14 protein-coding genes and 1 tRNA gene are annotated in these 24,360 nt (G+C 70.6%); 13 read left to right on the forward strand and 2 right to left on the reverse strand.

Features of this window, described 5'->3' with window-relative positions; genetic code table 11:
- Positions 1-27 precede the first annotated feature (27 nt).
- From lgt to pyk, 4 genes are all read left to right on the forward strand, one after another.
- Positions 28-1,050: a prolipoprotein diacylglyceryl transferase gene (lgt, locus tag AWH51_RS09160; protein WP_063071941.1), complete on the forward strand. Its 1,023-nt coding sequence runs from the start codon at positions 28-30 to the stop codon at positions 1,048-1,050.
- Positions 1,051-1,151: 101 nt separating this feature from the next.
- Complete coding sequence (gene gltB, locus AWH51_RS09165) at positions 1,152-5,726, forward strand: glutamate synthase large subunit (protein ID WP_063071772.1); 4,575 nt, start codon at positions 1,152-1,154, stop codon at positions 5,724-5,726.
- On the forward strand, positions 5,719-7,176 hold the full coding sequence (locus AWH51_RS09170; protein WP_063071773.1) for a glutamate synthase subunit beta: 1,458 nt from the start codon (positions 5,719-5,721) through the stop codon (positions 7,174-7,176). Before gltB ends, AWH51_RS09170 begins: the two co-directional genes overlap by 8 nt.
- Before the next feature lie 87 nt (positions 7,177-7,263).
- A complete protein-coding gene (pyk, locus tag AWH51_RS09175; protein WP_063071774.1) occupies positions 7,264-8,709 on the forward strand; it encodes a pyruvate kinase in 1,446 nt (481 codons plus the stop codon).
- Between the two features lie 93 nt (positions 8,710-8,802).
- Here pyk and AWH51_RS09180 read toward each other — a convergent pair.
- Positions 8,803-8,885 (reverse strand) — tRNA-Leu (locus tag AWH51_RS09180).
- 90 nt (positions 8,886-8,975) lie between these two features.
- On the opposite strand from AWH51_RS09180, the gene AWH51_RS09185 reads away from it, so the two are divergent.
- Positions 8,976-9,581 carry an ANTAR domain-containing response regulator gene (locus tag AWH51_RS09185; protein WP_063071775.1) on the forward strand — a complete coding sequence of 202 codons (606 nt, stop codon included), beginning with the start codon at positions 8,976-8,978 and terminating at the stop codon, positions 9,579-9,581.
- A gap of 36 nt (positions 9,582-9,617) precedes the next feature.
- Here the strand turns inward: AWH51_RS09185 and AWH51_RS09190 are convergent, their stop codons facing one another.
- Complete coding sequence (locus tag AWH51_RS09190) at positions 9,618-10,052, reverse strand: PaaI family thioesterase (protein ID WP_063071776.1); 435 nt, start codon at positions 10,050-10,052, stop codon at positions 9,618-9,620.
- 53 nt (positions 10,053-10,105) lie between these two features.
- Here AWH51_RS09190 and polA point away from each other — a divergent pair, with 53 nt between their 5' ends.
- The 8 genes from polA to uvrC all read left to right on the forward strand — a co-directional run bounded on the left by polA (position 10,106) and on the right by uvrC (position 24,349).
- Positions 10,106-12,790 (forward strand): DNA polymerase I, encoded by a 2,685-nt coding sequence (gene polA, locus AWH51_RS09195; RefSeq protein WP_063071777.1) that lies wholly within the window; start codon positions 10,106-10,108, stop codon positions 12,788-12,790.
- A gap of 49 nt (positions 12,791-12,839) precedes the next feature.
- Positions 12,840-13,298, forward strand: coding sequence for a PTS sugar transporter subunit IIA (locus AWH51_RS09200; protein WP_063071778.1), 459 nt, complete (start codon positions 12,840-12,842; stop codon positions 13,296-13,298).
- Positions 13,295-14,974, forward strand: coding sequence for a DUF885 domain-containing protein (locus AWH51_RS09205; RefSeq protein WP_063071779.1), 1,680 nt, complete (start codon positions 13,295-13,297; stop codon positions 14,972-14,974). Before AWH51_RS09200 ends, AWH51_RS09205 begins: the two co-directional genes overlap by 4 nt.
- 191 nt (positions 14,975-15,165) lie before the next feature.
- A complete protein-coding gene (rpsA, locus tag AWH51_RS09210; protein WP_063071780.1) occupies positions 15,166-16,620 on the forward strand; it encodes a 30S ribosomal protein S1 in 1,455 nt (484 codons plus the stop codon).
- A 107-nt stretch (positions 16,621-16,727) separates the two neighbouring features.
- Positions 16,728-17,342, forward strand: a complete 615-nt coding sequence (gene coaE / locus AWH51_RS09215; RefSeq protein ID WP_063071781.1) for a dephospho-CoA kinase — start codon at positions 16,728-16,730, stop codon at positions 17,340-17,342.
- Between the two features lie 10 nt (positions 17,343-17,352).
- Positions 17,353-19,419, forward strand: a complete 2,067-nt coding sequence (gene uvrB / locus AWH51_RS09220; RefSeq protein WP_063071782.1) for an excinuclease ABC subunit UvrB — start codon at positions 17,353-17,355, stop codon at positions 19,417-19,419.
- Between the two features lie 80 nt (positions 19,420-19,499).
- Positions 19,500-22,421, forward strand: coding sequence for an excinuclease ABC subunit UvrA (gene uvrA / locus AWH51_RS09225; RefSeq protein WP_063071783.1), 2,922 nt, complete (start codon positions 19,500-19,502; stop codon positions 22,419-22,421).
- On the forward strand, positions 22,421-24,349 hold the full coding sequence (gene uvrC / locus AWH51_RS09230; protein ID WP_063071784.1) for an excinuclease ABC subunit UvrC: 1,929 nt from the start codon (positions 22,421-22,423) through the stop codon (positions 24,347-24,349). Before uvrA ends, uvrC begins: the two co-directional genes overlap by 1 nt.
- The last annotated feature ends 11 nt before the right edge of the window (positions 24,350-24,360 follow it).

The raw sequence follows: 24,360 nt of genomic DNA on the forward strand, positions 1-24,360 counted from the left end.
AGTGAGCGCCATCCGTTGTTCGTCCCGATGAGCATCCCCAGCCCGGATCCGTCCGACACCCGGTTCGACGTCACGGCGTGGCTCCAGGGCCTCGGCGTCGACCTCCCGCTCACCTTCGTGATCCACGCCTACGCGGTGTGCATCCTCGTCGGCATCCTCATCGCCGCCTTCCTCACCAACCGCCGCCTCGTGGCGCGCGGCGTCGAGTCGGGCACGGTCATCGACTTCACGCTGTGCGCGCTCGTGCTCGGCATCGTGGGGGCCCGCGCCTTCCACGTGCTCACGCACCCGGGCGACTACTTCTACGAGGGCGCCAACCTCTGGCGGGTGCTCTACGTGTGGGAGGGCGGCATCGCCATCTTCGGCGCGCTCATCGGCGGAGCCGTGGGCGTGTGGCTCGGCTCCAAGTGGACCGGCGTCCGCTTCTGGACCTTCGCCGACGCGCTCGCTCCCGGCCTCCTGCTCGCGCAGGCCGCGGGCCGCATGGGCAACTACTTCAACCAGGAGCTGTTCGGCACGCCGACCACGCTTCCCTGGGGCCTCCAGGTGGACGCGACGAACGCGGCCTTCCCGGCCGGGCTCCCGGCGGGCACGCTCTTCCACCCCACGTTCCTCTACGAGATCGTGTGGAACGTCGCGGGCGCCCTGCTCATCATGCTGCTGGGCCGCGCGGTCCGCCTGCAGTGGGGCCGCGGCCTCGCCGTCTACCTCATGTGGTACGGCCTCGGGCGCATGGTGTTCGAGTCCATCCGCATCGATCCGAGCGAGATCATCCTCGGCATCCGCACCAACGTCTGGGCCGCGTTCATCGCGGTGGCGGTCGGCCTGGTGCTCTTCATCGTGCAGACCCGCCGCCATGTCGGCAGCGAGCCGAGCCCCTACCTTCCGGGCCGCACGCCGGATGACGTAAGCGCGCGCGCGAAGGCGGGCCGCGACGGCGGGGTAGCATCGGTGTACACGGAATCGGATTTCACCGACGGCGACGCCGAGCGGGCATCCACCGGGTCGGACTCCCACGCTCTCCCCGCCACAAGCGGACGCGGCGCCTAGTCCCCAGCGCGGGCACCCCCGCGGTCACCGTCTCCTCGTGCGAGGCGGTCCCCACCACAGGGCCAGCGACGTCCCTCCGCAGTGCATCTAGGACGGTTCCCATGGCGTTCTCCTCCACCTCCCCTCCCGGCGGCGCGTTCCCCGCGAAGCAGGGCCTGTACGACCCGGCGTTCGAGAAGGACGCCTGCGGCCTGGCCATGGTGGCCACCCTGCGCGGCACGCCCGGACACGACATCATCGTCAACGCCCTGGACGCGCTGCGGAACCTCGAGCACCGCGGCGCGATCGGCTCCGACGCCGGCACCGGCGACGGCGCGGGCCTCATGACCCAGATCCCCGACGCGTTCCTCCGCGGCGTGGTGGGCTTCGACCTGCCGCCCCTGGGGGAGTACGCCGTGGGCATGGCGTTCCTGCCCGTCGACGACGCCGAGCGCGAGGAGCTGCAGGCCGGCATCGAGCGCATCGCGGAGTCCGAGCGCCTGCGGGTGCTCGGGTGGCGCGAGGTCCCGGTGGACCCGGCCCACCTCGGCAACCTGGCCCGCAAGGCCATGCCCGCGTTCCGCCAGCTCCTCCTCACCTCCGACGCTCCCGCGGACGCCGCCGACCGCCCGTCCGGCCTCGCCCTCGACCGCCTCGCCTTCCGCCTGCGCAAGCGGGCGGAGCGGGAGCTCGGCGCGTACTTCATCTCCCTGTCGTCCCGCACGCTCGTCTACAAGGGCATGGTCACCACGCTCCAACTGGAGCCCTTCTACCCCGACCTCTCCGACGAGCGCTTCGCCTCGAAGCTCGCCATCGTGCACTCGCGGTACTCCACGAACACCTTCCCGTCCTGGCCGCTCGCGCAGCCGCTGCGGATGATGGCGCACAACGGCGAGATCAACACCGTCGCGGGGAACCGCAACTGGATGCGCGCCCGCCAGTCCCAGCTCGAGTCGGAGCTGCTCGGCGACCTCTCGCCCCTGCTTCCCATCGTCACGCCGGGCGCGAGCGACTCCGCGTCGTTCGACGAGGTCCTCGAGCTCCTCAGCCTCAGCGGCCGGAGCCTGCCCCACGCGATGATGATGATGGTCCCGGAGGCCTGGGAGAAGCAGACCGACATCGACCCGGCCCGCCGCGACTTCTACGAGTACCACTCCATGGTCATGGAGCCGTGGGACGGCCCGGCCGCCCTCACGTTCACCGACGGCACGCTCGTCGGCGCCACCCTCGACCGCAACGGCCTGCGCCCGGGCCGCTACCTCGTCACGCACGACGGCCTCGTCGTGCTCGGCAGCGAGATCGGCGTGCTCGAGATCGACCCGGCGCGCATCGCGCGGAAGGGTCGGCTCCGCCCCGGCAAGATGTTCCTCGTCGACACCGAGGCCGGCCGCATCATCGAGGACGACGAGATCAAGTCCGAGCTCGCGGCCAGCGCGCCCTGGGGGAAGTGGCTCGAGAACCGCATCCACCTCGCCGACCTGCCCGAGCGCGAGCACATCGTGCACACGCCCGCCTCCGTCGTCCGACGCCAGCGCACCTTCGGCTACACCGAGGAGGAGGTGCGGATGCTGCTCATGCCCATGGCCAAGGTCGGGGCCGAGCCCCTCGGCGCCATGGGGTCGGACACGCCCATCGCGGTGCTGTCGCAGCGCCCGCGCCTGCTCTTCGACTACTTCACGCAGCAGTTCGCGCAGGTCACGAACCCGCCGCTCGACTCCATCCGCGAGGAGGTCGTCACCAGCCTCCGCCTCGGCCTCGGCCCGCAGCGCAACCTCCTCGACGCGGGGCCCGAGCACGCCGAGCAGGTCGTGCTCGACTTCCCGGTGATCGACAACGACGAGCTCGCCAAGGTCATCCACATCGACCACCGGCCGGGCAGCCGCACGACGACGATCGTCAGCGGCCTGTACCGCGTCGACGACGGACCGCTCGCCATGCAGAAGCGCATCGACGCCATGTGCGACGAGGTCGACCGCGCCATCGAGCACGGCGCGCGCTTCATCGTGCTGTCGGACCGCGACTCCACCCGCGACCTCGCGCCCATCCCGTCGCTCCTCATGATCGCCGCCGTGCACCACCACCTCATCCGCAAGCAGACCCGCATGAAGGTCGGCATCGTGGTCGAGGCCGGGGACGTGCGCGAGGTGCACCACATCGCGCTGCTCATCGGCTACGGCGCCTCCGCGGTTAACCCGTACCTCGCCATGGAGTCGTGCGAGGACCTCGTGCGCAGCGGCATGCTCACGGGCGTCACGCCGGAGAAGGCCACCCGCAACCTCATCAAGGGCCTCGGCAAGGGCGTGCTGAAGATCATGTCCAAGATGGGCATCTCGACGGTCTCCTCCTACGCGGGCGCCCAGTGCTTCGAAGCGGTCGGCCTCTCGCAGGAGCTGGTGGACCAGTACTTCTCCGGCACCACCACGCGCCTCGGCGGCGTCGGCATCGACGTCATCGCGGCCGAGAACGCCGCGCGCCACCGCAGCGCCTACCCCACGGACGGCGCCGTGCTCTCGCACGAGCGGCTCCAGACGGGCGGCGAGTACCAGTGGCGCCGCGACGGCTCCCCGCACTTGTTCAACCCGGACACGATCTTCCGGCTCCAGCACGCCACGCGCATGCGCCGGTACGACATCTTCCGCGAGTACACCTCGATGGTCGACGCCCAGTCGAAGGACCTCATGACGCTGCGCGGCATGTTCCGCCTGCGCACGGGCACGCGGCCGCCCGTGCCGCTCGACGAGGTGGAGTCCATCAGCGACATCGTCAAGCGCTTCTCCACGGGCGCGATGAGCTACGGCTCGATCTCCGAGGAGGCGCACGAGACGCTCGCCATCGCGATGAACCGGCTCGGCGCCAAGTCGAACACGGGCGAGGGCGGCGAGAACGTCGAGCGCCTGCTCGACCCGGAGCGCCGCAGCGCCATCAAGCAGGTCGCATCCGGACGCTTCGGCGTCACGAGCATGTACCTGACGCACGCGGACGACATCCAGATCAAGCTCGCGCAGGGCGCCAAGCCCGGCGAGGGCGGTCAGCTCCCGCCCGGCAAGGTCTATCCGTGGGTGGCCCGCACGCGCCACGCGACCGCGGGCGTGGGCCTCATCTCGCCACCGCCGCACCACGACATCTACTCCATCGAGGACCTCAAGCAGCTGATCTTCGACCTCAAGCGCGCCAACCCGTCCGCCCGGATCCACACGAAGCTCGTGAGCCAGTCGGGCATCGGCGCGGTCGCGGCGGGCGTCGCGAAGGCGCTGAGCGACGTGATCCTGGTCTCCGGCCACGACGGCGGCACGGGTGCGAGCCCCGTCAACTCGCTCAAGCACGCGGGCACGCCGTGGGAGCTCGGCCTCGCCGAGACGCAGCAGACCCTGCGCCTCAACGGCATGCGCGACCGCGTGGTCGTCCAGGTCGACGGGCAGATGAAGTCGGGCCGCGACGTGATCGTCGGCGCGCTGCTCGGCGCCGAGGAGTTCGGCTTCGCCACCGCGCCGCTGGTCGTCTCCGGCTGCATCATGATGCGCGTCTGCCACCTCGACACCTGCCCCGTGGGCGTCGCCACGCAGAACCCGGAGCTGCGGAAGCGCTTCCCGGGGAAGGCGGACCACGTCGTCAACTTCTTCGAGTTCATCGCGCAGGAGGTGCGCGAGCACCTCGCGGCGCTCGGCTTCCGCTCGCTCGACGAGATCGTGGGCCGCAACGACCTGCTCGGCGTCGAGGACGCGGTCGACCACTGGAAGGCGTCCGGGCTCGACCTCGCGCCGATCCTCGTGGGCCCGACGTTCGCCGACGACGAGCCCCGTAAGCACGCCCGGGCGCAGGACCACGAGCTCGAGGACCACTTCGACAACGAGCTCATCCGCCTCAGCCGCGACGTGCTCGACCACGGCGGCCGTGTGGAGATCGATCTGCCCGTGCGCAACACCGCGCGCGCGGTCGGCACGATGCTCGGCCACCTCGTCACCAAGGGCCACGGCGTGGACGGGCTCCCGACGGGGTCCATCGACGTCACGCTCCGCGGCTCGGCCGGCCAGTCCTTCGGCGCGTTCATGCCGTCCGGCATCACGCTGCGCCTCGTCGGCGACAGCAACGACTACCTGGGCAAGGGCCTGTCCGGCGGTGACATCGTCGTCCGCCCCGACGAGAGGGCCGGCTTCCCCGCGGAGGAGAACGTCATCGCGGGCAACGTCATCGGCTACGGCGCCACCCAGGGCACCATGTTCATCCGCGGCATGGTGGGGGAGCGGTTCCTCGTCCGCAACTCCGGTGCCACCGCTGTGGTCGAGGCCGTGGGAGACCACGCCCTGGAGTACATGACGGGCGGTCTCGCCCTCGTGCTCGGCGGCACCGGACGCAACATCGGCGCGGGCATGTCGGGCGGCACCGCCTACGTGCTCGACCTCGACCGCGACCGCATCAACACCGACGCCCTCGCCACCGGCGAGCTCGAGCTGCACCCGCTCGGGAGCGCCGACGCCGAGATCGTGCTCGACCTCCTCCGCCGGCACCTCGCCGAGACCGGATCCACCGTGGCCGAGCGCCTGCTCGCCGAGCCGGAGACCTCCATGGAACGCTTCACCAAGATCCTGCCGCGGGACTACGCGGCCGTCCTCGCCACCCGCCAGACCGCGGTGGACGAGGGAATCGACCCCGACGGCGACGTCGCGTGGAAGCGCATCCTGGAGGTGACCGGTGGCTGACCCCAAGGGCTTCCTCAAGGTGACGGAGCGCGAGCTCCCGAAGCGCCGACCCGTCTCCGTCCGCCTCATGGACTGGAAGGAGGTGTACGAGCAGCAGGAGCGCGGCGAGCTCGTGCGCCAGGCCGGCCGGTGCATGGACTGCGGCATCCCGTTCTGCCACCAGGGCTGCCCGCTCGGCAACCTCATCCCGGAGTGGAACGACCTCACCTGGCGCGGGGAGGGCCGGCAGGCCATCGAGCGCCTGCACGCCACGAACAACTTCCCGGAGTTCACGGGACGCCTGTGCCCCGCGCCCTGCGAGAGCTCGTGCGTGCTCGGCATCAACCAGCCGCCCGTGACCATCAAGCAGGTCGAGGTGTCGATCATCGACGACGCCTTCCAGAACGGCTGGGTCGAACCGCATCCGCCCGAGCGCCTCACGGGCAAGACCGTGGCGGTCGTCGGATCCGGCCCCGCCGGCCTCGCCGCCGCCCAGCAGCTCACGCGCGCCGGCCACACGGTCGCGGTCTTCGAGCGCGACGACCGCATCGGCGGTCTGCTGCGCTACGGCATCCCCGACTTCAAGATGGAGAAGCGGCACCTCGAGGCGCGCCTCGCGCAGATGACCGCCGAGGGCACCCGCTTCCGCGCGGGCGTCGACATCGGGAAGGACATCACCTGGTCCGACCTGCGGCTCCGCTACGACGCGGTCGTCGTCTGCACGGGCGCGCTCGTGCCCCGCGACCTCGAAATCCCGGGCCGCGACGTCGACGGCGTGCACTTCGCCATGGACTACCTGCGCCAGTCCAACCACGCGACGGCCGGGGACCAGGTGCCCGAGCAGATCCACGCGGAGGGCAAGCACGTCGTCGTCCTCGGCGGGGGTGACACGGGCGCGGACTGCATCGGCACCGCGCACCGGCAGAAGGCGGCCTCGGTCACCAACCTCGCCATCGGCCAGCAGCCGCCGACGGAGCGCCGCCCCGACCAGCCGTGGCCGACGTACCCCACGCTCTTCGAGGTGTCGAGCGCGCACGAGGAGGGCGGCGAGCGCCACTACCTCGCCACCACGGTCGAGTTCCTCAAGGACGACGACGGGCACGTCCGTGCTGTCCGCGTCGCCGAGACGGAGTTCCGCGACGGGCGCCGCGTGCCGAAGTCCGGCACCGAGCGCGAGATCCCCGCCGACCTCGTGCTCCTCGCGCTCGGCTTCACCGGCCCCGAGAAGGACGCGCTCGAGTCCCAGCTGGAGGTCCCCTTCGACGACCGCGGCAACGTGGCGCGCGACGAGGACTACCAGACCGACCAGCCCGGCGTGTTCGTCGCGGGCGACGCGGGCCGCGGACAGTCCCTCATCGTCTGGGCCATCGCGGAGGGACGTTCAGCGGCGTCCGCCGTCGACCGGTACCTTGAGGGGGACACGGAGCTCCCGTTCCCGGTCCGTCCCACGGACCGCGCTCTCTCCATCTGACCCGGCCGCTGCGCCCTGCGCGCGCGTCCGCGACCACTCACCCGAACCGCGTCCGTGTGCGACGCAGAAACGCGAGACAGACAGAGCATGACCAGACGAGCGAAGATCGTCGCGACCCTCGGGCCCGCGACCAGCTCCTATGAGAGCATCCGCGCCATCATCGACGCCGGCGTGGACGTGGCCCGGATGAACCTGAGCCACGGCACGTACGACGTCCACGAGGGCATCTACTCCACGATCCGGAAGGCCGCCGACGACGCGGGCCGCGCAGTCGCGGTCCTGGTCGACCTGCAGGGCCCGAAGATCCGCCTCGGCAAGTTCTCCGACGGCCCGCACGACCTGGCCTTCGGCGACACGTTCGTCATCACGGTCGAGGACATCCTCGGCACGAAGGACATCTGCTCCACCACCTACAAGGGCCTCCCCGGCGACGTGAAGGCGGGCGATCCGCTGCTCATCGACGACGGCAAGGTCACGCTCCGCGTGGTCTCCACCGACGGCACCCGCGTCACGACCACGGTCGAGGTCGCGGGCACCGTGAGCAACAACAAGGGCATCAACCTCCCGGGCGTCGCGGTCAACGTGCCCGCGCTGTCCGAGAAGGACGAGGCCGACCTCCGCTGGGGCCTCCGCCTCGGCGCCGACCTCATCGCGCTGAGCTTCGTCCGCGACGCGTCCGACATCGTCCGCGTGCACGAGATCATGGACGAGGAGGGCCGCCGCGTCCCCGTCGTCGCCAAGGTCGAGAAGCCGCAGGCGGTCGACGCGCTCGAGGAGATCGTCGACGCGTTCGACGCGATCATGGTCGCCCGTGGCGACCTCGGCGTCGAGCTGCCGCTCGAGGCCGTCCCCATCGTCCAGAAGCGCGCGGTCGAGCTCGCCCGTCGCAAGGCGAAGCCCGTCATCGTCGCGACGCAGATGCTCGAGTCGATGATCACGAGCCCCCGCCCCACGCGCGCCGAGGCCTCTGACTGCGCCAACGCGGTGCTCGATGGCGCCGACGCGCTCATGCTGAGCGGCGAGACGAGCGTGGGAGAGTTCCCCGTCGTCACCGTGAAGACCATGGCGCGCATCATCGAGTCCACCGAGGAGCACGGGCTGGAGCGCATCCCGAAGCTCGGCACGCGCCCCTTCACGCAGGGCGGGGCCATCACGCTCGCGGCCGCCGAGGTCGCCGAGTTCGTCGAGGCGAAGTTCCTCTGCGTCTTCACCGAGTCGGGCGACTCCGTGCGTCGCATGACCCGGCTCCGCAACGGCATACCGATCCTCGCGTTCACGCCGAACGAGGGCATCCGCCGCCGCCTCGCGCTCTCGTGGGGCGTCCAGTCCTACCTCGTCGAGCCGGTCACGCACACCGACCAGATGTTCCACCAGGTCGACGACGTGCTCCTCGCGGAGGGACTCGCCGAGGTCGGCCAGAAGGTCGTCGTCATCGCGGGGTCCCCTCCCGGCATCGCCGGCTCGACCAACGAGCTGCGCGTCCACGTCGTCGGCGACGCCGTGAACGAGGCGGCTCCGGCCTACGAGAAGTAGCACGACGACGCGGGGCTCCGGCCCCGCCGGCACGCGAGAGGGCGGGCGACCACATGGTCGCCCGCCCTCTCGCTTCTCCCTCGCGGGATGCGGTGCCGGATGTGGGACTCGAACCCACACGCCCTCACGGACAGAGCATTTTGAGTGCTCCGCGTCTGCCATTCCGCCAATCCGGCACGGCCGGTACGAGCGACGTCGCGGCGGGGATCCCCGCGCTCCGCCGCGCACCGGCCCGGCCCGGCCGACGATACCGTAGGCTCCTATCCGTGAGTGACCAGGAAGCAACCCCCGCAGCCCCCCGCCGTGTCGTCGTCGCCGAGGACGAGTCGCTCATCCGCCTCGACATCGTGGAGACCCTCCGCGACAACGGCTTCGAGGTCGTCGGCGAGGCCGGCGACGGCGAGACCGCCGTCGCGCTGGCCACCGAGCTGCGCCCCGACCTCGTCATCATGGACGTCAAGATGCCCCAGCTCGACGGCATCTCCGCGGCCGAGCGCCTGAACCGCAACCACATCGCGCCCGTGGTCCTCCTCACGGCCTTCAGCCAGAAGGAGCTCGTCGAGCGCGCGGGCGAGGCCGGCGCGCTGGCGTACGTCGTCAAGCCGTTCACGCCCAACGACCTGCTGCCCGCGATCGAGATCGCCCTGGCCCGCTACGCGCAGATCATCACGCTCGAGGCCGAGGTGTCCGACCTCGTCGAGCGCTTCGAGACCCGCAAGCTCGTCGACCGGGCCAAGGGCCTGCTCAACGAGAAGATGGGCCTCACCGAGCCCGAGGCGTTCCGCTGGATCCAGAAGGCGTCCATGGACCGCCGCCTCACCATGCACGACGTGGCCCAGGCCATCATCGAGCAGCTCAGCGCCAAGAAGTAGCGCGCCCGCCGGGCGTCGCGCCCGGCCGGACGGCGCTCAGCGCGGCGTGCGCTCGCGGATGATGTTCGTGATGCGCACCGTCGACAGGCGCCGTCCCTCGTCGTCGGTCATCACGATCTCGTGCGTGGTGAGCGTGCCGCCGAGGTGGATCGCCGTGCAGGTCCCGGTGATGGTGCCGGCGGTCGCGGAGCGCGTGTGGCTCGCGTTGAGCTCGATGCCGAAGGCCACGCGGTCGGGACCGGCGTGGACGTTGGCCGACATGGATCCGAGCGACTCCGCGAGCACCACGTACGCGCCGCCGTGCACCACGCCGTAGGGCTGCGTGTTCCCCTCCGCGGGCATGGTGGCGACGGATCGCTCGGGGCTGAGCTCCTGGAAGACGATGCCCATCTTCTGGGCCAACGCGCCCACGTCCTGGGGCTGGCGGAGGAGCCGCGCGGTGGCGGACGGCTCGGGTGCGGGCTGGGTCATGGGCGATCCTCCGAGGCCGGGTCGGCGTCGGGGGCCCTCGGTAGGCTGGGCCCGTGCCGAACACGGAAAAGCCTACCCTCCTCGTCATCGACGGCCATTCCCTCGCGTTCCGGGCCTTTTACGCCCTGCCGGCGGAGAGCTTCCAGAACCGCGAGGGGCAGCACACGAACGCCGTGCACGGCTTCATCGCGATGCTCATCAACCTCCTGCAGAAGGAGAAGCCCACGCACGTCGGCGTCGCGTTCGACATCTCGCGCTTCTCGTTCCGCACGCGCGAGTACCCGGAGTACAAGGGGACGCGCGGCGAGACGCCCGTGGAGTTCACCGGGCAGGTGCCGCTGCTCGAGCGCGCGCTGAAGACCATGAACATCCCCACCCTCACCAAGGAGGACCACGAGGCGGACGACATCCTCGCGACCCTCGCCACGCAGGGCCGGGAGCAGGGGTACCGCGTCCTCGTCGTCTCCGGGGACCGGGACGCGATCCAGCTCGTCAACGACGACGTCACCCTGCTCTACCCGTCCACCCAGGGCGTCTCGCAGCTCACGCGCTACGACGCCGAGAAGGTGTTCGAGAAGTACGGCGTGCAGCCGGAGATGTACCCGGACATCGCGGCCCTCGTGGGGGAGACGAGCGACAACCTCATCGGCGTCGACAAGGTCGGCCCGAAGACCGCGGTCAAGTGGTTGAACCAGTACGGCTCGCTCGACGCCGTCCTGGAGCACCGCGACGAGATCTCGGGCAAGGTCGGCGACAACCTGCGCGCGCAGTACGAGAACGTCATCCGCAACCGCCGGCTCAACCGCCTCCTCACCGACGTGGAGCTGCCCCTCGGGCCCGACGACCTCGAGCGGAAGCCCATCGACGAGCCCGCGCTCCGCGAGGTGTTCCAGGTGCTGGAGTTCAAGCAGCTGCTCGACCGCGTCCTGAAGCTCGAGGGATCGGGTGCCTCCGCGTCGAGCGCCGACACGCCCGTGGGCGCGGTCGAGCAGGAGCCGTCCACGGCGCCGGCCGCCCCGCACGCCCAGCAGCTGCTCGACGAGGAGCTGGCGAAGTGGATCGCGACGCAGAGCGCCGCGTCGCCGCACGGCCTCGGTCTCACGGTGGAGACGCAGGACGGGACACCCGTCGGCTTCGGCATCGCCAGCGCCACCGAGTCCGTGAGCCTGCCGTGGCAGTCGGGCCGCGCGGACTACGCGCCGTTCGAGCGCTGGCTCGCGAGCGATGCGCCCAAGATCATGGCCGACGCGAAGGTCCAGGTGAAGGCGATGCGCCGCGCCGGACTCGCCGTCTCGGGGCTCGCGTTCGACGTGCTCGTGGCCGGGTGGCTCCTGCGTCCGGGCTTCACCGACAAGACGCTGGCCGCGCTCGTCAGCAGGTACCTGCTGGAGGACCTGCCCGAGCCCGACGCCAACCAGCTCGTGCCGGAGACGGAGGCGCTCACCGCCCCCGTCGAGGCCTGGTACACGCTCCGGGTCGAGGAGGCCCTGCGCCAGGTGCTCGACGAGCGCACCCTCGGGGTCATGGTCGACATCGAGATGCCGACGCTGCTCGTGCTCGTGGAGATGGAGCTGCGCGGCGTCGCCACCGACCGGGCGGGGCTCGGCGAGCTGTCCGCGCAGCTGCAGGAGCGCATCACCGACCTCGCCCAGCGGGCGTTCGCGGAGATCGGCAAGGAGATCAACCTCGGCTCGCCCAAGCAGCTGCAGGAGGTGCTCTTCGACCAGCTCGGCATGCCGAAGACCCGCGCCAACAAGACGGGCTTCTCCACCGACGCGGGGGCCCTCGCCGACCTGCAGGCATCGAACCCGCACCCGTTCCTCGACCTGCTGCTCGAGCACCGCGACGCGAGCAAGCTGCGCCAGATCATCCAGACGCTCGAGCGCGGCATCGGCGACGACGAGCGGATCCACACCACCTACGTGCAGACCGGCACCACCACCGGCCGCATCTCCTCGAACGACCCGAACCTGCAGAACATCCCGGTGCGCACCGAGGAGGGCCGCCGCATCCGGAGCGCCATCCGCGTGGGCGAGGGGTACGAGACGCTGCTCACGGCCGACTACTCGCAGATCGAGATGCGGATCATGGCGCACCTCTCCGGCGACGAGGGCCTCATCGAGGCGTTCGCGGCGGGGGAGGACCTGCACCGCTTCGTCGGATCCCGCATCTTCGGCGTCACGCCTGCCGACGTGAGCGCCGAGATGCGCACGAAGGTCAAGGCCATGAGCTACGGCCTGGCCTACGGGCTCAGCGCGTTCGGCCTGTCGAAGCAGCTGCGCATCCCCTCGTCGGAGGCGAAGCAGCTCATGACCGACTACTTCGCGCGCTTCGGCTCGGTGCGCGACTACCTCCGCCAGGTGGTGGAGGAGGCGCGCGCCGCCGGGTTCACGGAGACGATCTTCGGCCGACGCCGCCCGTTCCCCGACCTCACGAGCCCGAACCGCGTCCTGCGCGACAACGCGGAGCGGGCCGCTCTCAACGCGCCCATCCAGGGCTCCGCGGCCGACATCATGAAGATCGCGATGATCCGCATCGAAGCCGACATGCGCGAGCAGGGCATGGCGTCGCGCATGCTGCTCCAGGTGCACGACGAGCTCATCCTCGAGGTCGCCGCGGGGGAGTGGGACGCGCTCGAGGGCATCGTCACCGACCGCATGGCGCACGCCGCCGACCTCCGCGTGCCGCTCGAGGTGCAGGTGGGCCGCGGCGACTCGTGGGCCGCCGCCGCGCACTGACAGACGGGCATCCGTCCCCATCCACCCCGAGCACGAGGAGCACCACGGCATGACGAACGGACGACTCTCGGACCTCCTCGCGGCCGGGTCCATCCGGCTCGACGCGCACGCCGCCGATCGCGAGGCCGCCATCCGCCAGGCGGGCGAGGCCCTGGTGGCGGCGGGCGCCGTCGACCCGGGCTACGTCGACGCGATGGTCGAGCGCGAGCGCTCCGTCTCGACCTTCGTCGGCGAGGGCGTCGCCGTCCCGCACGGCACGCTCGCCGCCGGACGCGATCTGGTGCGGGCCGACGCCATCAGCGTCCTGCGCCTCCCCGACGGCGTCGACTGGGACGGACACGACGTCCGCATCGTCATCGGCATCGCGGCCACGGGCGGCGGCCACATCGCGTTGCTGTCGCGGCTCGCGGAGATCCTGCTCGACCCCGTGTGCGCCGAGCGGCTGCGTGGCGCCACCGATCCCGCGGCCGTCCGGTCGCTGCTGGGAGCCGGTACGGTCGAGGGATGACGACGACGCCGAAGGCCCCCCGACCGCAGACGGACATCGACCGGATCGCCGAGGGGTGGATCGACGCGTCGCTCGAGCTGCACCCCGAGGAGCGCGTCTACCTCGGCCGCCCGGGACGCGAGGGCGAGTACGGCGACACGTCGCCCGCGGGCCACGCGGCGCACGCCGAGGCGGCGCGCGCGGTCATCCGGCAGCTCGCTGACGCCCGTCCCGTCGACGCGGTGGACGAGGTCACCCGCATGGACCTCACGCGCGAGCTGGAGCTCGACGTCGAGATGCACGACGCGGGCGTCCACCTGTCCGACCTCAACGTCATCGCCTCGCCCGCGCAGGGCATCCGCGAGGTGTTCGACATCTCGCCCACGGCCACCGAGGGCGACTGGGAGCACCTGGCCGCACGCCTCGGCAACGTGTCCGGCGCCGTCGACGGCTACATCGAGACGCTCCGCGAGGGCGTGCGCCGGGGACAGACCCCGGCGAAGCGGCAGATCCGCGAGGTGCTCGGCCAGGTCGAGCGGCAGGCCGCGCCCGACGGCTTCTTCCGCTCCTTCGCGGAGGACGCGCGGCCCGACTCGGGCGAGCTGCCCGAGTCGCTCCGGCGCGACCTCGGTGCTCGCGCCGAGGAGGCCCGCACCGCCTACGCGCGCCTGGCGGCGTTCCTCGGCACCGAGCTCGAGCCCGCCGGCCGCGAGGCCGACGCGGTGGGCCGCGAGCAGTACGCCCTCCGCTCGCGCTCCTTCCTCGGCGCGGAGGTCGACCTCGACGAGACGTACGAGTGGGGCGTCGGCGAGCTGGCCCGCATGGTGGAGGAGCAGGAGGCCATCGCGCGCGAGATCCTCCCGGGCGCGAGCGTGCTCGAGGCCATCGCCCACCTCGACGGCGACGCCTCGCGGAAGCTCCACGGCACGGACGCCCTGCGCGCGTGGATGCAGGAGACGAGCGACCGCGCGGTCGAGGAGCTCGGCCGCACGCACTTCGACATCCCCGAGGAGATCCGGGCGCTGGAGTGCATGATCGCCCCGACGCAGGAGGGCGGCATCTACTACTCGGGCCCCGCCGACGACTTCAGCCGCCCCGGCCGCATGTGGTGGTCGGTGCCCGAGGGCGTCACCGAGTTCGACACCTGGCGCGAGCTCACGACCGTCTACCACGAGGGCGTCCCGGGCCACCACCTGCAGATCGCGCAGGCCACCTTCAACAAGGCGGAGCTCAACACCTGGCGCCGGTTCGCGGGCACGTCGGGCCACGCGGAGGGCTGGGCCCTGTACGCCGAGCGCCTGATGCAGGAGCTCGGCTACCTCGACGACCCCGCCGACCGCCTCGGCATGCTCGACGGCCAGCGCATGCGCGCCGCCCGCGTGGTGCTCGACATCGGCGTGCACCTCGGCAAGACGCGGCCCGACGGCGAGGCCGCCTGGGACGCCGAGTTCGCCTTCGACTTCATGGGCCGCAACGTCAACATGGATCCGTCCTTCGTGCGCTTCGAGGTCAACCGCTACCTCGGCTGGCCGGGGCAGGCCCCCTCGTACAAGGTGGGCCAGCGCATCTGGGAGGACCTCCGCGACGAGACCCGCCGCCGCGAGGGTGCCGCGTTCGACATCCGCGAGTTCCACCGCCGCGCGCTCGACATCGGCGGAGTCGGCCTCGACACGCTCCGCGCCGCTGTCCTGCGCTGAGTCGCGGCCCTCGGCGCGGGCAGGACGGTCACGGCGCGCCGACGTGCGCGGCGCGGTTGTCCCGGCTCGGGGGCCGGGTCTAAGATCGACTGTCGCAGTTCTGCGACGACCCATCCGTCCGCCGCTCGACCGGTACCCGCGCGGGTCCGCGCCAGCGGCCTTATTCATGCCCATCCTGGAGCACTAACTACATGACAATCGCAACGACCGACAAGGCGCCCAAGCAGGTCGCGATCAACGACATCGGATCTGCTGAGGACTTCCTCGCCGCGGTCGAGAAGACACTGAAGTTCTTCAACGACGGAGACCTCATCGAGGGCACCGTCGTGAAGATCGACCGGGACGAGGTCCTGATCGACGTCGGCTACAAGACCGAGGGCGTCATCCCCTCGCGTGAGCTGAGCATCAAGCACGACGTCGACCCCACGGAGGTCGTCAAGGTCGGCGACACCGTCGAGGCCCTCGTCCTCCAGAAGGAGGACAAGGAAGGCCGTCTGATCCTGTCCAAGAAGCGCGCGCAGTACGAGCGTGCGTGGGGCGACGTGGAGAAGATCAAGGAGTCCGACGGCGTCGTCACCGGCACCGTCATCGAGGTCGTCAAGGGCGGCCTCATCGTGGACATCGGCCTCCGCGGCTTCCTCCCGGCCTCGCTCATCGAGCTGCGCCGCGTCCGCGACCTCACGCCGTACCTCGGCCAGGAGATCGAGGCCAAGATCCTCGAGCTCGACAAGAATCGCAACAACGTGGTCCTGTCGCGTCGCGCCCTGCTCGAGCAGACGCAGTCCGAGAGCCGCAGCACGTTCCTCAACAACCTCCAGAAGGGCCAGGTCCGCAAGGGCGTGGTCTCCTCGATCGTCAACTTCGGCGCGTTCGTGGACCTGGGCGGCGTCGACGGCCTCGTGCACGTCTCCGAGCTCAGCTGGAAGCACATCGAGCACGCCAGCGAGGTCGTCGAGGTGGGCCAGGAGGTGACCGTCGAGATCCTCGAGGTCGACCTGGAGCGCGAGCGCGTGTCGCTGTCGCTCAAGGCGACGCAGGAGGACCCGTGGCAGGTCTTCGCCCGCACGCACGCCATCGGCCAGGTCGCGCCCGGCAAGGTCACCAAGCTGGTGCCGTTCGGTGCGTTCGTCCGCGTGGCCGAGGGCATCGAGGGCCTCGTGCACATCTCGGAGCTCTCCGGCAAGCACGTCGAGCTCGCCGAGCAGGTCGTGTCCGTCGGCGACGAGGTGTTCGTCAAGGTCATCGACATCGACCTCGAGCGTCGCCGCATCTCGCTGAGCCTCAAGCAGGCCAACGACGGCGTCGACCCCGAGGGCACCGAGTTCGACCCCGCCCTCTACGGCATGCTCACCGAGTACGACGACCAGGGGAACTACAAGTACCCCGAGGGCTTCGACCCGGAGACCAACGAGTGGAAGGAGGGCTTCGAGGCCCAGCGCGAGACCTGGGAGCAGCAGTACGCCGCCGCTCAGGCCCGCTGGGAGGCCCACAAGAAGCAGGTCGCGGCAGCAGCCGAGGCCGAGGCGGCCGACACGGGCATCACGTCCGCCGGCCCCGGCTTCACGAGCGACTCGACGGGCGCCGGCACGCTGGCGGACGACGAGAGCCTCGCCGCCCTGCGCGAGAAGCTGTCCAGCTCGAAGTAGTCCCACCCGCACCACGACGAGGCCGCTCTCCCTTCGGGGAGGGCGGCCTCCGTCGTGCGCGGCCCGCCCGGGACGCGGCTCGTCCTGCCCGCGCCTAGGCTGGATCCATGCGCGTGATCGGACTGACGGGCGGCATCGCCGCGGGCAAGACGGTGGTGGCCGACCGGCTGGCGGAGCTCGGTGCGGTGCGCATCGACGCCGACCGGCTGGCCCGCGAGGTCGTCGAGCCGGGCTCGCCCGCGCTGGCGGACATCGCCCGCCGCTTCGGGGATGCCGTCCTCGCCGCCGACGGCGCGCTGGACCGGGCGGCCCTCGGGGCGATCGTGTTCCAGGATCCCGACGCCCGCCGCGACCTCGAGGCCATCACCCATCCGGCCGTCCGCGCCCTCTCCGTGCAGCGCATGGCGGAGGCGGGGGAGGCCGATCCCGACGCGATCGTCGTCTACGACATCCCGCTCCTCGTGGAGTCCGGCCGCGGCGACGAGTTCGAGCGGATCGTCGTGGTGCACGCCCCGCGCGAGGAGCGGATCCGTCGGCTCGTCGAGCTCCGCGGCATGGCCCCCGAGGAGGCCGAGCGCCGCATCGCCCTGCAGGCGTCCGACGAGGAGCGCCTCGCGGTCGCCGACGACGTCATCGACTCCGGCGTCTCGCTGGCGTCGACGCTCGAGCAGACGGATCGGCTCTGGGTGAACCTGTCCGGCGGTGTCGGAGGCCGCTCGTAGACTCGGGAGCATGCAGCCCACCCGGTCCGTGCGCCCCTTCAAGGTCGTCAGCGAGTACTCCCCGAGCGGCGATCAGCCCACGGCCATCGCCGAGCTGGCGGGCCGGGTCAACGCCGGCGAGCCGGATGTCGTGCTCCTGGGCGCGACCGGCACCGGCAAGTCCGCGACCGCGGCCTGGCTCATCGAGCAGGTGCAGCGGCCCACGCTCATCCTCGCCCACAACAAGACCCTCGCCGCCCAGCTCGCGACGGAGTTCCGCGAGCTCATGCCGGACAACGCGGTCGAGTACTTCGTCTCCTACTACGACTACTACCAGCCCGAGGCGTACGTGCCGCAGACCGACACCTTCATCGAGAAGGACTCGTCGGTCAACGCCGAGGTCGAGCGCCTGCGCCACTCCACCACCAACTCGCTGCTGAGCCGTCGCGACGTGGTCGTGGTGAGCACGGTGTCCTGCATCTACGGCCTCGGCCAGCCCGAGCAGTACATGAACGCGATGGTCGCGCTCCAGGTGGGCATGCACATCAACCGCGACACCCTCATCCGCAAGTTCGTCTCCATGCAGTACCAGCGCAACGACGTCGACTTCTCGCGCGGCAACTTCCGCGTGCGCGGCGACACCATCGAGATCATCCCCATGTACGAGGAGCTGGCCATCCGCATCGAGATGTTCGGCGACGAGATCGAGGCGCTGTACACGCTGCACCCGCTCACGGGCGACGTGGTCCGCAAGATGGACTCGGTGTCGGTGTTCCCGGGGTCGCACTACGTGGCCGAGACCGAGGTCATGCAGCGGGCCATCGGCACCATCCAGCAGGAGCTGGAGGAGCGGCTCGCCGTGCTCGAGCGCGAGGGCAAGCTGCTCGAGGCCCAGCGGCTGCGCATGCGCACCAACTTCGACATCGAGATGATGCAGCAGATCGGCTTCTGCTCCGGCATCGAGAACTACTCGCGGCACATCGACGGGCGTGATGCGGGGGAGGCCCCGCACTGCCTGCTCGACTACTTCCCGGACGACTTCCTCGTGGTCATCGACGAGTCGCACGTGACGGTCCCGCAGATCGGCGCCATGTTCGAGGGCGACTCGTCGCGCAAGCGCACGCTCGTGGAGCACGGCTTCCGCCTGCCCAGCGCGCTCGACAACCGGCCGCTGAAGTGGAACGAGTTCACCGAGCGCGTGCCGCAGACCGTGTACATGTCGGCGACGCCCGGCAAGTACGAGCTCGGCATGGGCGACGGCGTGGTCGAGCAGATCATCCGCCCCACGGGTCTGGTGGACCCGGCCATCGTGGTGAAGCCCACGAAGGGCCAGATCGACGACCTGCTGGAGCAGATCCGCATCCGGGTGGAGAAGGACGAGCGCATCCTCGTCACCACCCTCACCAAGAAGATGGCCGAGGAGCTCACCGACTACTTCGCCGAGGCGGGCGTGCGCGTGCGCTACCTCCACTCGGACGTCGACACGCTCCGCCGCGTCGAGCTGCTCAGCGAGCTGCGCGCCGGCATCTACGACGTGCTGGTCGGCATCAACCTGCTGCGCGAGGGCCTCGACCTGCCGGAGGTGTCGCTCGTCGCCATCCTCGACGCCGACAAGGAGGGCTTCCTGCGGTCGTCCACGTCGCTCATCCAGACCATCGGCCGCGCGGCGCGCAACGTCTCCGGCGAGGTGCACATGTACGCCGACGTCCTCACCGACAGCATGAAGCGCGCCATCGAGGAGACCGACCGGCGTCGCGAGAGGCAGGTCGCGTACAACACCGAGCACGGCATCGACCCCACCCCGCTGCGCAAGCGCATCGCCGACATCACGGAGATCCTGGCGCGCGAGGGCGAGGACACGAAGAAGATGCTCGAGGGGCGCGGCGGCGGCAAGCGCTCGCCCACGCCGAACCTCCGACGCGAGGGCAAGGCGGCAGCAGGGGCGAACGAGCTGGAGACGATCATCTCCGACCTCAACGACCAGATGCTGCAGGCCGCGGGCGAGCTCAAGTTCGAGCTCGCGGCACGCCTCCGCGACGAGCTGGGTGACCTCAAGCGGGAGCTCCGGCAGATGGAGAAGGCCGGGCACCTGTCCTGACGGGTCGGCGTGGGGGAGCGGCCATGGCCGCCGACCCCCGCGCCGTCGGAGGTGTCGGTGGCGACGCATACGATGGACGGGTGTCCATCTCCCCCGTCGAGTCCTCGTCCCTCCTGAGCGTCCGCGGCGCTCGCGTCCACAACCTCCGCGACGTCGACCTCGACATCCCGCGCGACTCGCTCGTCGTCTTCACGGGCCTGTCCGGGTCCGGCAAGTCGTCCCTCGCGTTCGACACGATCTTCGCCGAGGGGCAGCGCCGTTACGTCGAGTCGCTGTCGGCGTACGCGCGTCAGTTCCTCGGGCAGGTCGACCGCCCGGACGTCGACTTCATCGAGGGGCTGAGCCCCGCGGTCTCCATCGACCAGAAGTCCACGAACCGCAACCCGCGGTCCACGGTCGGCACCATCACCGAGATCTTCGACTACATGCGCCTCCTCTGGGCCCGCATCGGCGTCGCCCACTGCCCCGTGTGCGGGGAGCGCATCTCGCGGCAGACGGTGCAGCAGATCGCCGACCAGCTCATGGAGCTGGAGACCGGCACCAGGTACCAGATCGTCAGCCCCATCGTGTCGCAGAAGAAGGGGGAGTTCGTCGACCTCTTCGCCGAGCTCGCCTCGGGCGGCTACTCGCGCGCCATCGTCGACGGGGAGCTCATCCAGCTCAGCTCGCCGCCCAAGCTCAAGAAGCAGTACAAGCACGACATCTCGGTCGTGGTCGACCGGCTCGTCGCGAGCGACGACATCCTCGGGCGCCTCACCGACTCGCTCGAGACCGCGCTCCGCCTCACCGACGGCATCGTGATGATCGACTTCGTCGACGTCGAGGGCCCCGCCGGCCTCCAGACGTACTCGGAGAAGCTGTCCTGCCCGAACAACCACCCGATCCAGCTCACCGAGATCGAGCCGCGCACGTTCTCCTTCAACGCCCCGTTCGGCGCCTGCCCCGAGTGCTCGGGCCTCGGCACGCGCATGTCGGTCGACCAGGAGCTGCTCATCGGCGACGAGTCGCTGAGCATCGCCGACGGGGTCATCCTGCCGTGGACCACGCAGGGCAAGGGCCTCTTCCAGTACTACGAGAAGCTGCTCGCGGGCCTCGCGCGCGATCTGAAGTTCTCGCTCACCACGCCCTGGCGGAAGCTGTCGGAGGAGGTCCGCGAGGCGGTCCTCCGCGGCAACGACTTCGAGGTCCAGGTCAAGTGGAAGAACCGCTACGGCCGCGAGATGACCTACTCCTCCGGCTTCGAGGGCGTCATGCCCTACATCGAGCGCCAGTTCGCCCAGGCCGAGACCGACAACCAGCGCGCCCGCTGGGGCGAGTACCTGCGCGAGATCCCGTGCCCGGTGTGCGACGGCAAGCGCCTGAAGCCCGAGGTGCTCGCGGTGCTCGTGCACGGCGCGAACATCGCGGACGTCGCGGAGATGAGCCTCTCCGACGCGCAGACCTTCATGGCGCAGCTCGAGCTCACCGATCGCGAGGCGCACATCGCCGCGCAGGTGCTACGCGAGATCCGAGTGCGGCTCGACTTCCTCATCGAGGTGGGCCTCAACTACCTCAACCTGGCGCGCGCCGCGGCGTCGCTCTCGGGCGGCGAGGCGCAGCGCATCCGCCTGGCCACGCAGATCGGCTCCGGTCTCACGGGCGTGCTCTACGTGCTCGACGAGCCCTCCATCGGGCTGCACCAGCGCGACAACCGCCGGCTCATCGAGACGCTCGTGAAGCTCCGCGATCTCGGCAACACGCTCATCGTCGTCGAGCACGACGAGGACACCATCCGCACGGCCGACTGGATCGTCGACATCGGACCGGGCGCGGGCGTCAACGGCGGCAAGGTCGTCCACTCCGGCTCCTACGCGGGTCTCATCGAGAACCGCGAGTCGCTCACGGGCGACTACCTCGCGGGCCGTCGAGCCATCGCGACGCCGGCGAAGCGCCGCAAGATCGACAGGAAGAGGCAGATCCAGGTGGTGGGCGCCCGCGCCAACAACCTGCAGAACGTCACGGCGGCGTTCCCGCTCGGCACGCTCACGGCCGTCACGGGCGTCAGCGGATCGGGCAAGTCGTCGCTCGTGAACGACATCCTGTACCGCGTGCTCGCCAACGAGCTCAACGGCGCGCGCAAGGTCCCGGGCAAGCACGCCCGCGTCACGGGTCTCGAGAACCTCGACAAGGTCGTCCACGTCGACCAGAACCCCATCGGCCGCACCCCGCGCTCGAACCCGGCCACCTACACGGGCGTGTTCGACCGGATCCGCACCCTGTTCGCCGAGACCACCGAGGCCAAGGCGCGCGGCTACCTGCCCGGCCGCTTCAGCTTCAACGTCAAGGGCGGGCGCTGCGAGGCGTGCTCCGGCGACGGCACCATCAAGATCGAGATGAACTTCCTGCCCGACGTGTACGTGGCGTGCGAGGTGTGCGGGGGAGCGCGCTACAACCGCGACACCCTGAGCGTGCACTACAAGGGCAAGAGCATCGCGGAGGTGCTCGACATGTCCATCAGCGAGGCGGCGGAGTTCTTCGAGCCGATTCAGGCCATCCACCGCTTCATGAAGACGCTCGTCGACGTGGGCCTCGGCTACGTGCGTCTCGGGCAGAGCGCCACGACCCTCTCCGGCGGCGAGGCGCAGCGCGTCAAGCTGTCGACGGAGCTGCAGCGACGGTCGAACGGGCGCAGCGTCTACGTGCTCGACGAGCCGACCACGGGGCTCCACTTCGAGGACGTGCGCAAGCTCCTGCTCGTGCTCAACGGCCTGGTCGACAAGGGCAACACCGTCATCGTCATCGAGCACAACCTCGACGTCATCAAGTCCGCCGACTGGCTCATCGACATGGGCCCCGAGGGCGGCGCGGGCGGCGGCACTGTCCTGGCGACGGGGACCCCCGAGCACCTCGCCACGGTGCCGGAGAGCTACACCGGCGGGTTCCTCCGCGAGGTATTCGAGGCCGAGGCGGAGGCCTCCGCGGTCGCGTCGTCGCGTGCGCGCGAGGAGCGCGCGGCCGTCTGATGGCCCGCGCCGACACCGTCGGGTACCGTCCGGCGGCGGGGGAGATCCCCACGTCGCCGGGCGTGTACCGCTTCCGCGACGCCGCGGACCGCGTGCTCTACGTGGGCAAGGCGAACAACCTCCGGGCCCGCCTCGCCAACTACTTCGCGCCGCTCGAGAGCCTGCACGAGCGCACCCGTCGCATGGTCACGTCCGCGGCCGGGGTGGAGTGGACCGTGGTCGGCAGCGAGTTCGAGGCTCTGCAGCTCGAGTTCACGTGGATCAAGGAGTTCGACCCGCCCTTCAACGTCAAGTTCCGGGACGACAAGTCGTACCCGTACCTGGCGGTCACGCTGGGCGAGGAGTACCCGCGGGTCATGGTCACCCGCAACCGGAAGATCCGCGGCGCCAAGTACTTCGGGCCGTACACGAAGGTGTGGGCCATCCGCGAGACGGTCGACCACATGCTCAAGGTCTTCCCCGTGCGGTCCTGCTCCGAGAGCACCTTCAAGCGCGCCCGCCAGACCAACCGCCCGTGCCTGCTGGGCGACATCGGCCGCTGCGCCGCGCCCTGCGTCGGCCGCGTCTCGGAGGAGGAGCACCGCGAGATCGCGGACGACTTCGTGAGCTTCATGGCGGGCAACGACTCGAAGTACGTGGGCCAGCTCACCCAGCGGATGAAGGACGCCGCCGCGGAGATGGACTACGAGGCCGCCGCCCGCCACCGCGACGACATCGGCGCCCTCGAGGCCGCGCTCTCGAAGACCGCGGTCGTGTTCGACGACCGTGTCGACGCCGACGTGTTCGGCATCGCCGCGGACGAGCTCGCCGCGGCAGTGCAGCAGTTCATGGTCCGCGGCGGACGCATCCGGGGCACGCGCACGTGGGTGGTCGACAAGGAGCTCGACATCGGCATCGGCGAGCTCGTCGAGACGGTGCTCCACAACGCCTACGAGGACGAGGCGCATCCGCCGCGCGAGGTCCTCGTCCCGGAGCTGCCGGCCGACGCCGCCGAACTCGAGCTGTGGCTGAGCCAGCGACGGGCGGCGGGGGAGGACGACGGCACCGTCCGCCGGGGGCGACCGAGCTCGTGGCAGGTCGACCTGCGGGTCGCCCAGCGCGGGGACAAGGCCGCGCTCGCGCAGACGGCGGCGACCAACGCGCAGAACGCGCTCATGCTCTACAAGACGCGCCGCAGCTCCGACTTCACCACGCGCTCGAAGGCGCTGGCCGACATCCAGGAGGCGCTCGGCATGCCCGACGCGCCGCTGCGCATGGAGTGCTACGACGTCTCGCACCTGAGCGGCACGAACATCGTCGCGTCCATGGTGGTCTTCGAGGACGGCCTGCCGCGCAAGGACCAGTACCGCCGCTTCAACATCGCCGACTCCTCGGACGACACCGAGTCCATCCACCAGGTCATCACGCGCCGCCTCGCCTACCTCGGCAAGGAGGCGGAGGTGCCGGCGGATGCCGCTCCGCCTGAGCTCGGCGAGGCGCCCCCGGTCAACAAGTTCTCCTACAGCCCGAACCTGCTCATCGTCGACGGCGGGCAGCCGCAGGTCGCCGCCGCCCAGCGGGCGCTCGAAGAGTCGGGGGTCACGGGGATCCAGCTCGCGGGCATCGCGAAGCGCCTCGAGGAGATCTGGCTGCCGGACTCCGACTACCCCATCATCCTGCCGCGCAACAGCGACGCCCTCTTCCTCATCCAGCGCATCCGCGACGAGGCGCACCGGTTCGCGATCACGCACCAGCGCGCCCGGCGGAAGCGCGACATCACGTCGGTGCTCAACGAGATCCCGGGACTCGGGCCGTCGCGCGTGCAGCGCCTGCTCCAGCAGTTCGGCTCGGTCGCGAAGCTCAAGCAGGCCGAGGTGGAGGAGATCGCCGCGGTCCGCACCATCGGACCGACGCTCGCCCAGGCCGTCTACGAGCGCCTCCGCTCCTGACCGGGCCCGAC

The organism is Clavibacter tessellarius (assembly GCF_001618005.1).
GTDB lineage: Bacteria > Actinomycetota > Actinomycetes > Actinomycetales > Microbacteriaceae > Clavibacter > Clavibacter tessellarius_A.

Coding starts and splice junctions, on each gene's coding strand:
- lgt (WP_063071941.1), top strand. CDS start 28: ATGAGCATCCCCAGCCCGGATCCGTCCGACACCCGGTTCGACGTCACG.
- gltB (WP_063071772.1), top strand. CDS start 1,152: ATGGCGTTCTCCTCCACCTCCCCTCCCGGCGGCGCGTTCCCCGCGAAG.
- pyk (WP_063071774.1), top strand. CDS start 7,264: ATGACCAGACGAGCGAAGATCGTCGCGACCCTCGGGCCCGCGACCAGC.
- AWH51_RS09190 (WP_063071776.1), bottom strand. CDS start 10,052: ATGACCCAGCCCGCACCCGAGCCGTCCGCCACCGCGCGGCTCCTCCGC.
- AWH51_RS09200 (WP_063071778.1), top strand. CDS start 12,840: ATGACGAACGGACGACTCTCGGACCTCCTCGCGGCCGGGTCCATCCGG.
- AWH51_RS09205 (WP_063071779.1), top strand. CDS start 13,295: ATGACGACGACGCCGAAGGCCCCCCGACCGCAGACGGACATCGACCGG.
- rpsA (WP_063071780.1), top strand. CDS start 15,166: ATGACAATCGCAACGACCGACAAGGCGCCCAAGCAGGTCGCGATCAAC.
- coaE (WP_063071781.1), top strand. CDS start 16,728: ATGCGCGTGATCGGACTGACGGGCGGCATCGCCGCGGGCAAGACGGTG.
- uvrB (WP_063071782.1), top strand. CDS start 17,353: ATGCAGCCCACCCGGTCCGTGCGCCCCTTCAAGGTCGTCAGCGAGTAC.
- uvrC (WP_063071784.1), top strand. CDS start 22,421: ATGGCCCGCGCCGACACCGTCGGGTACCGTCCGGCGGCGGGGGAGATC.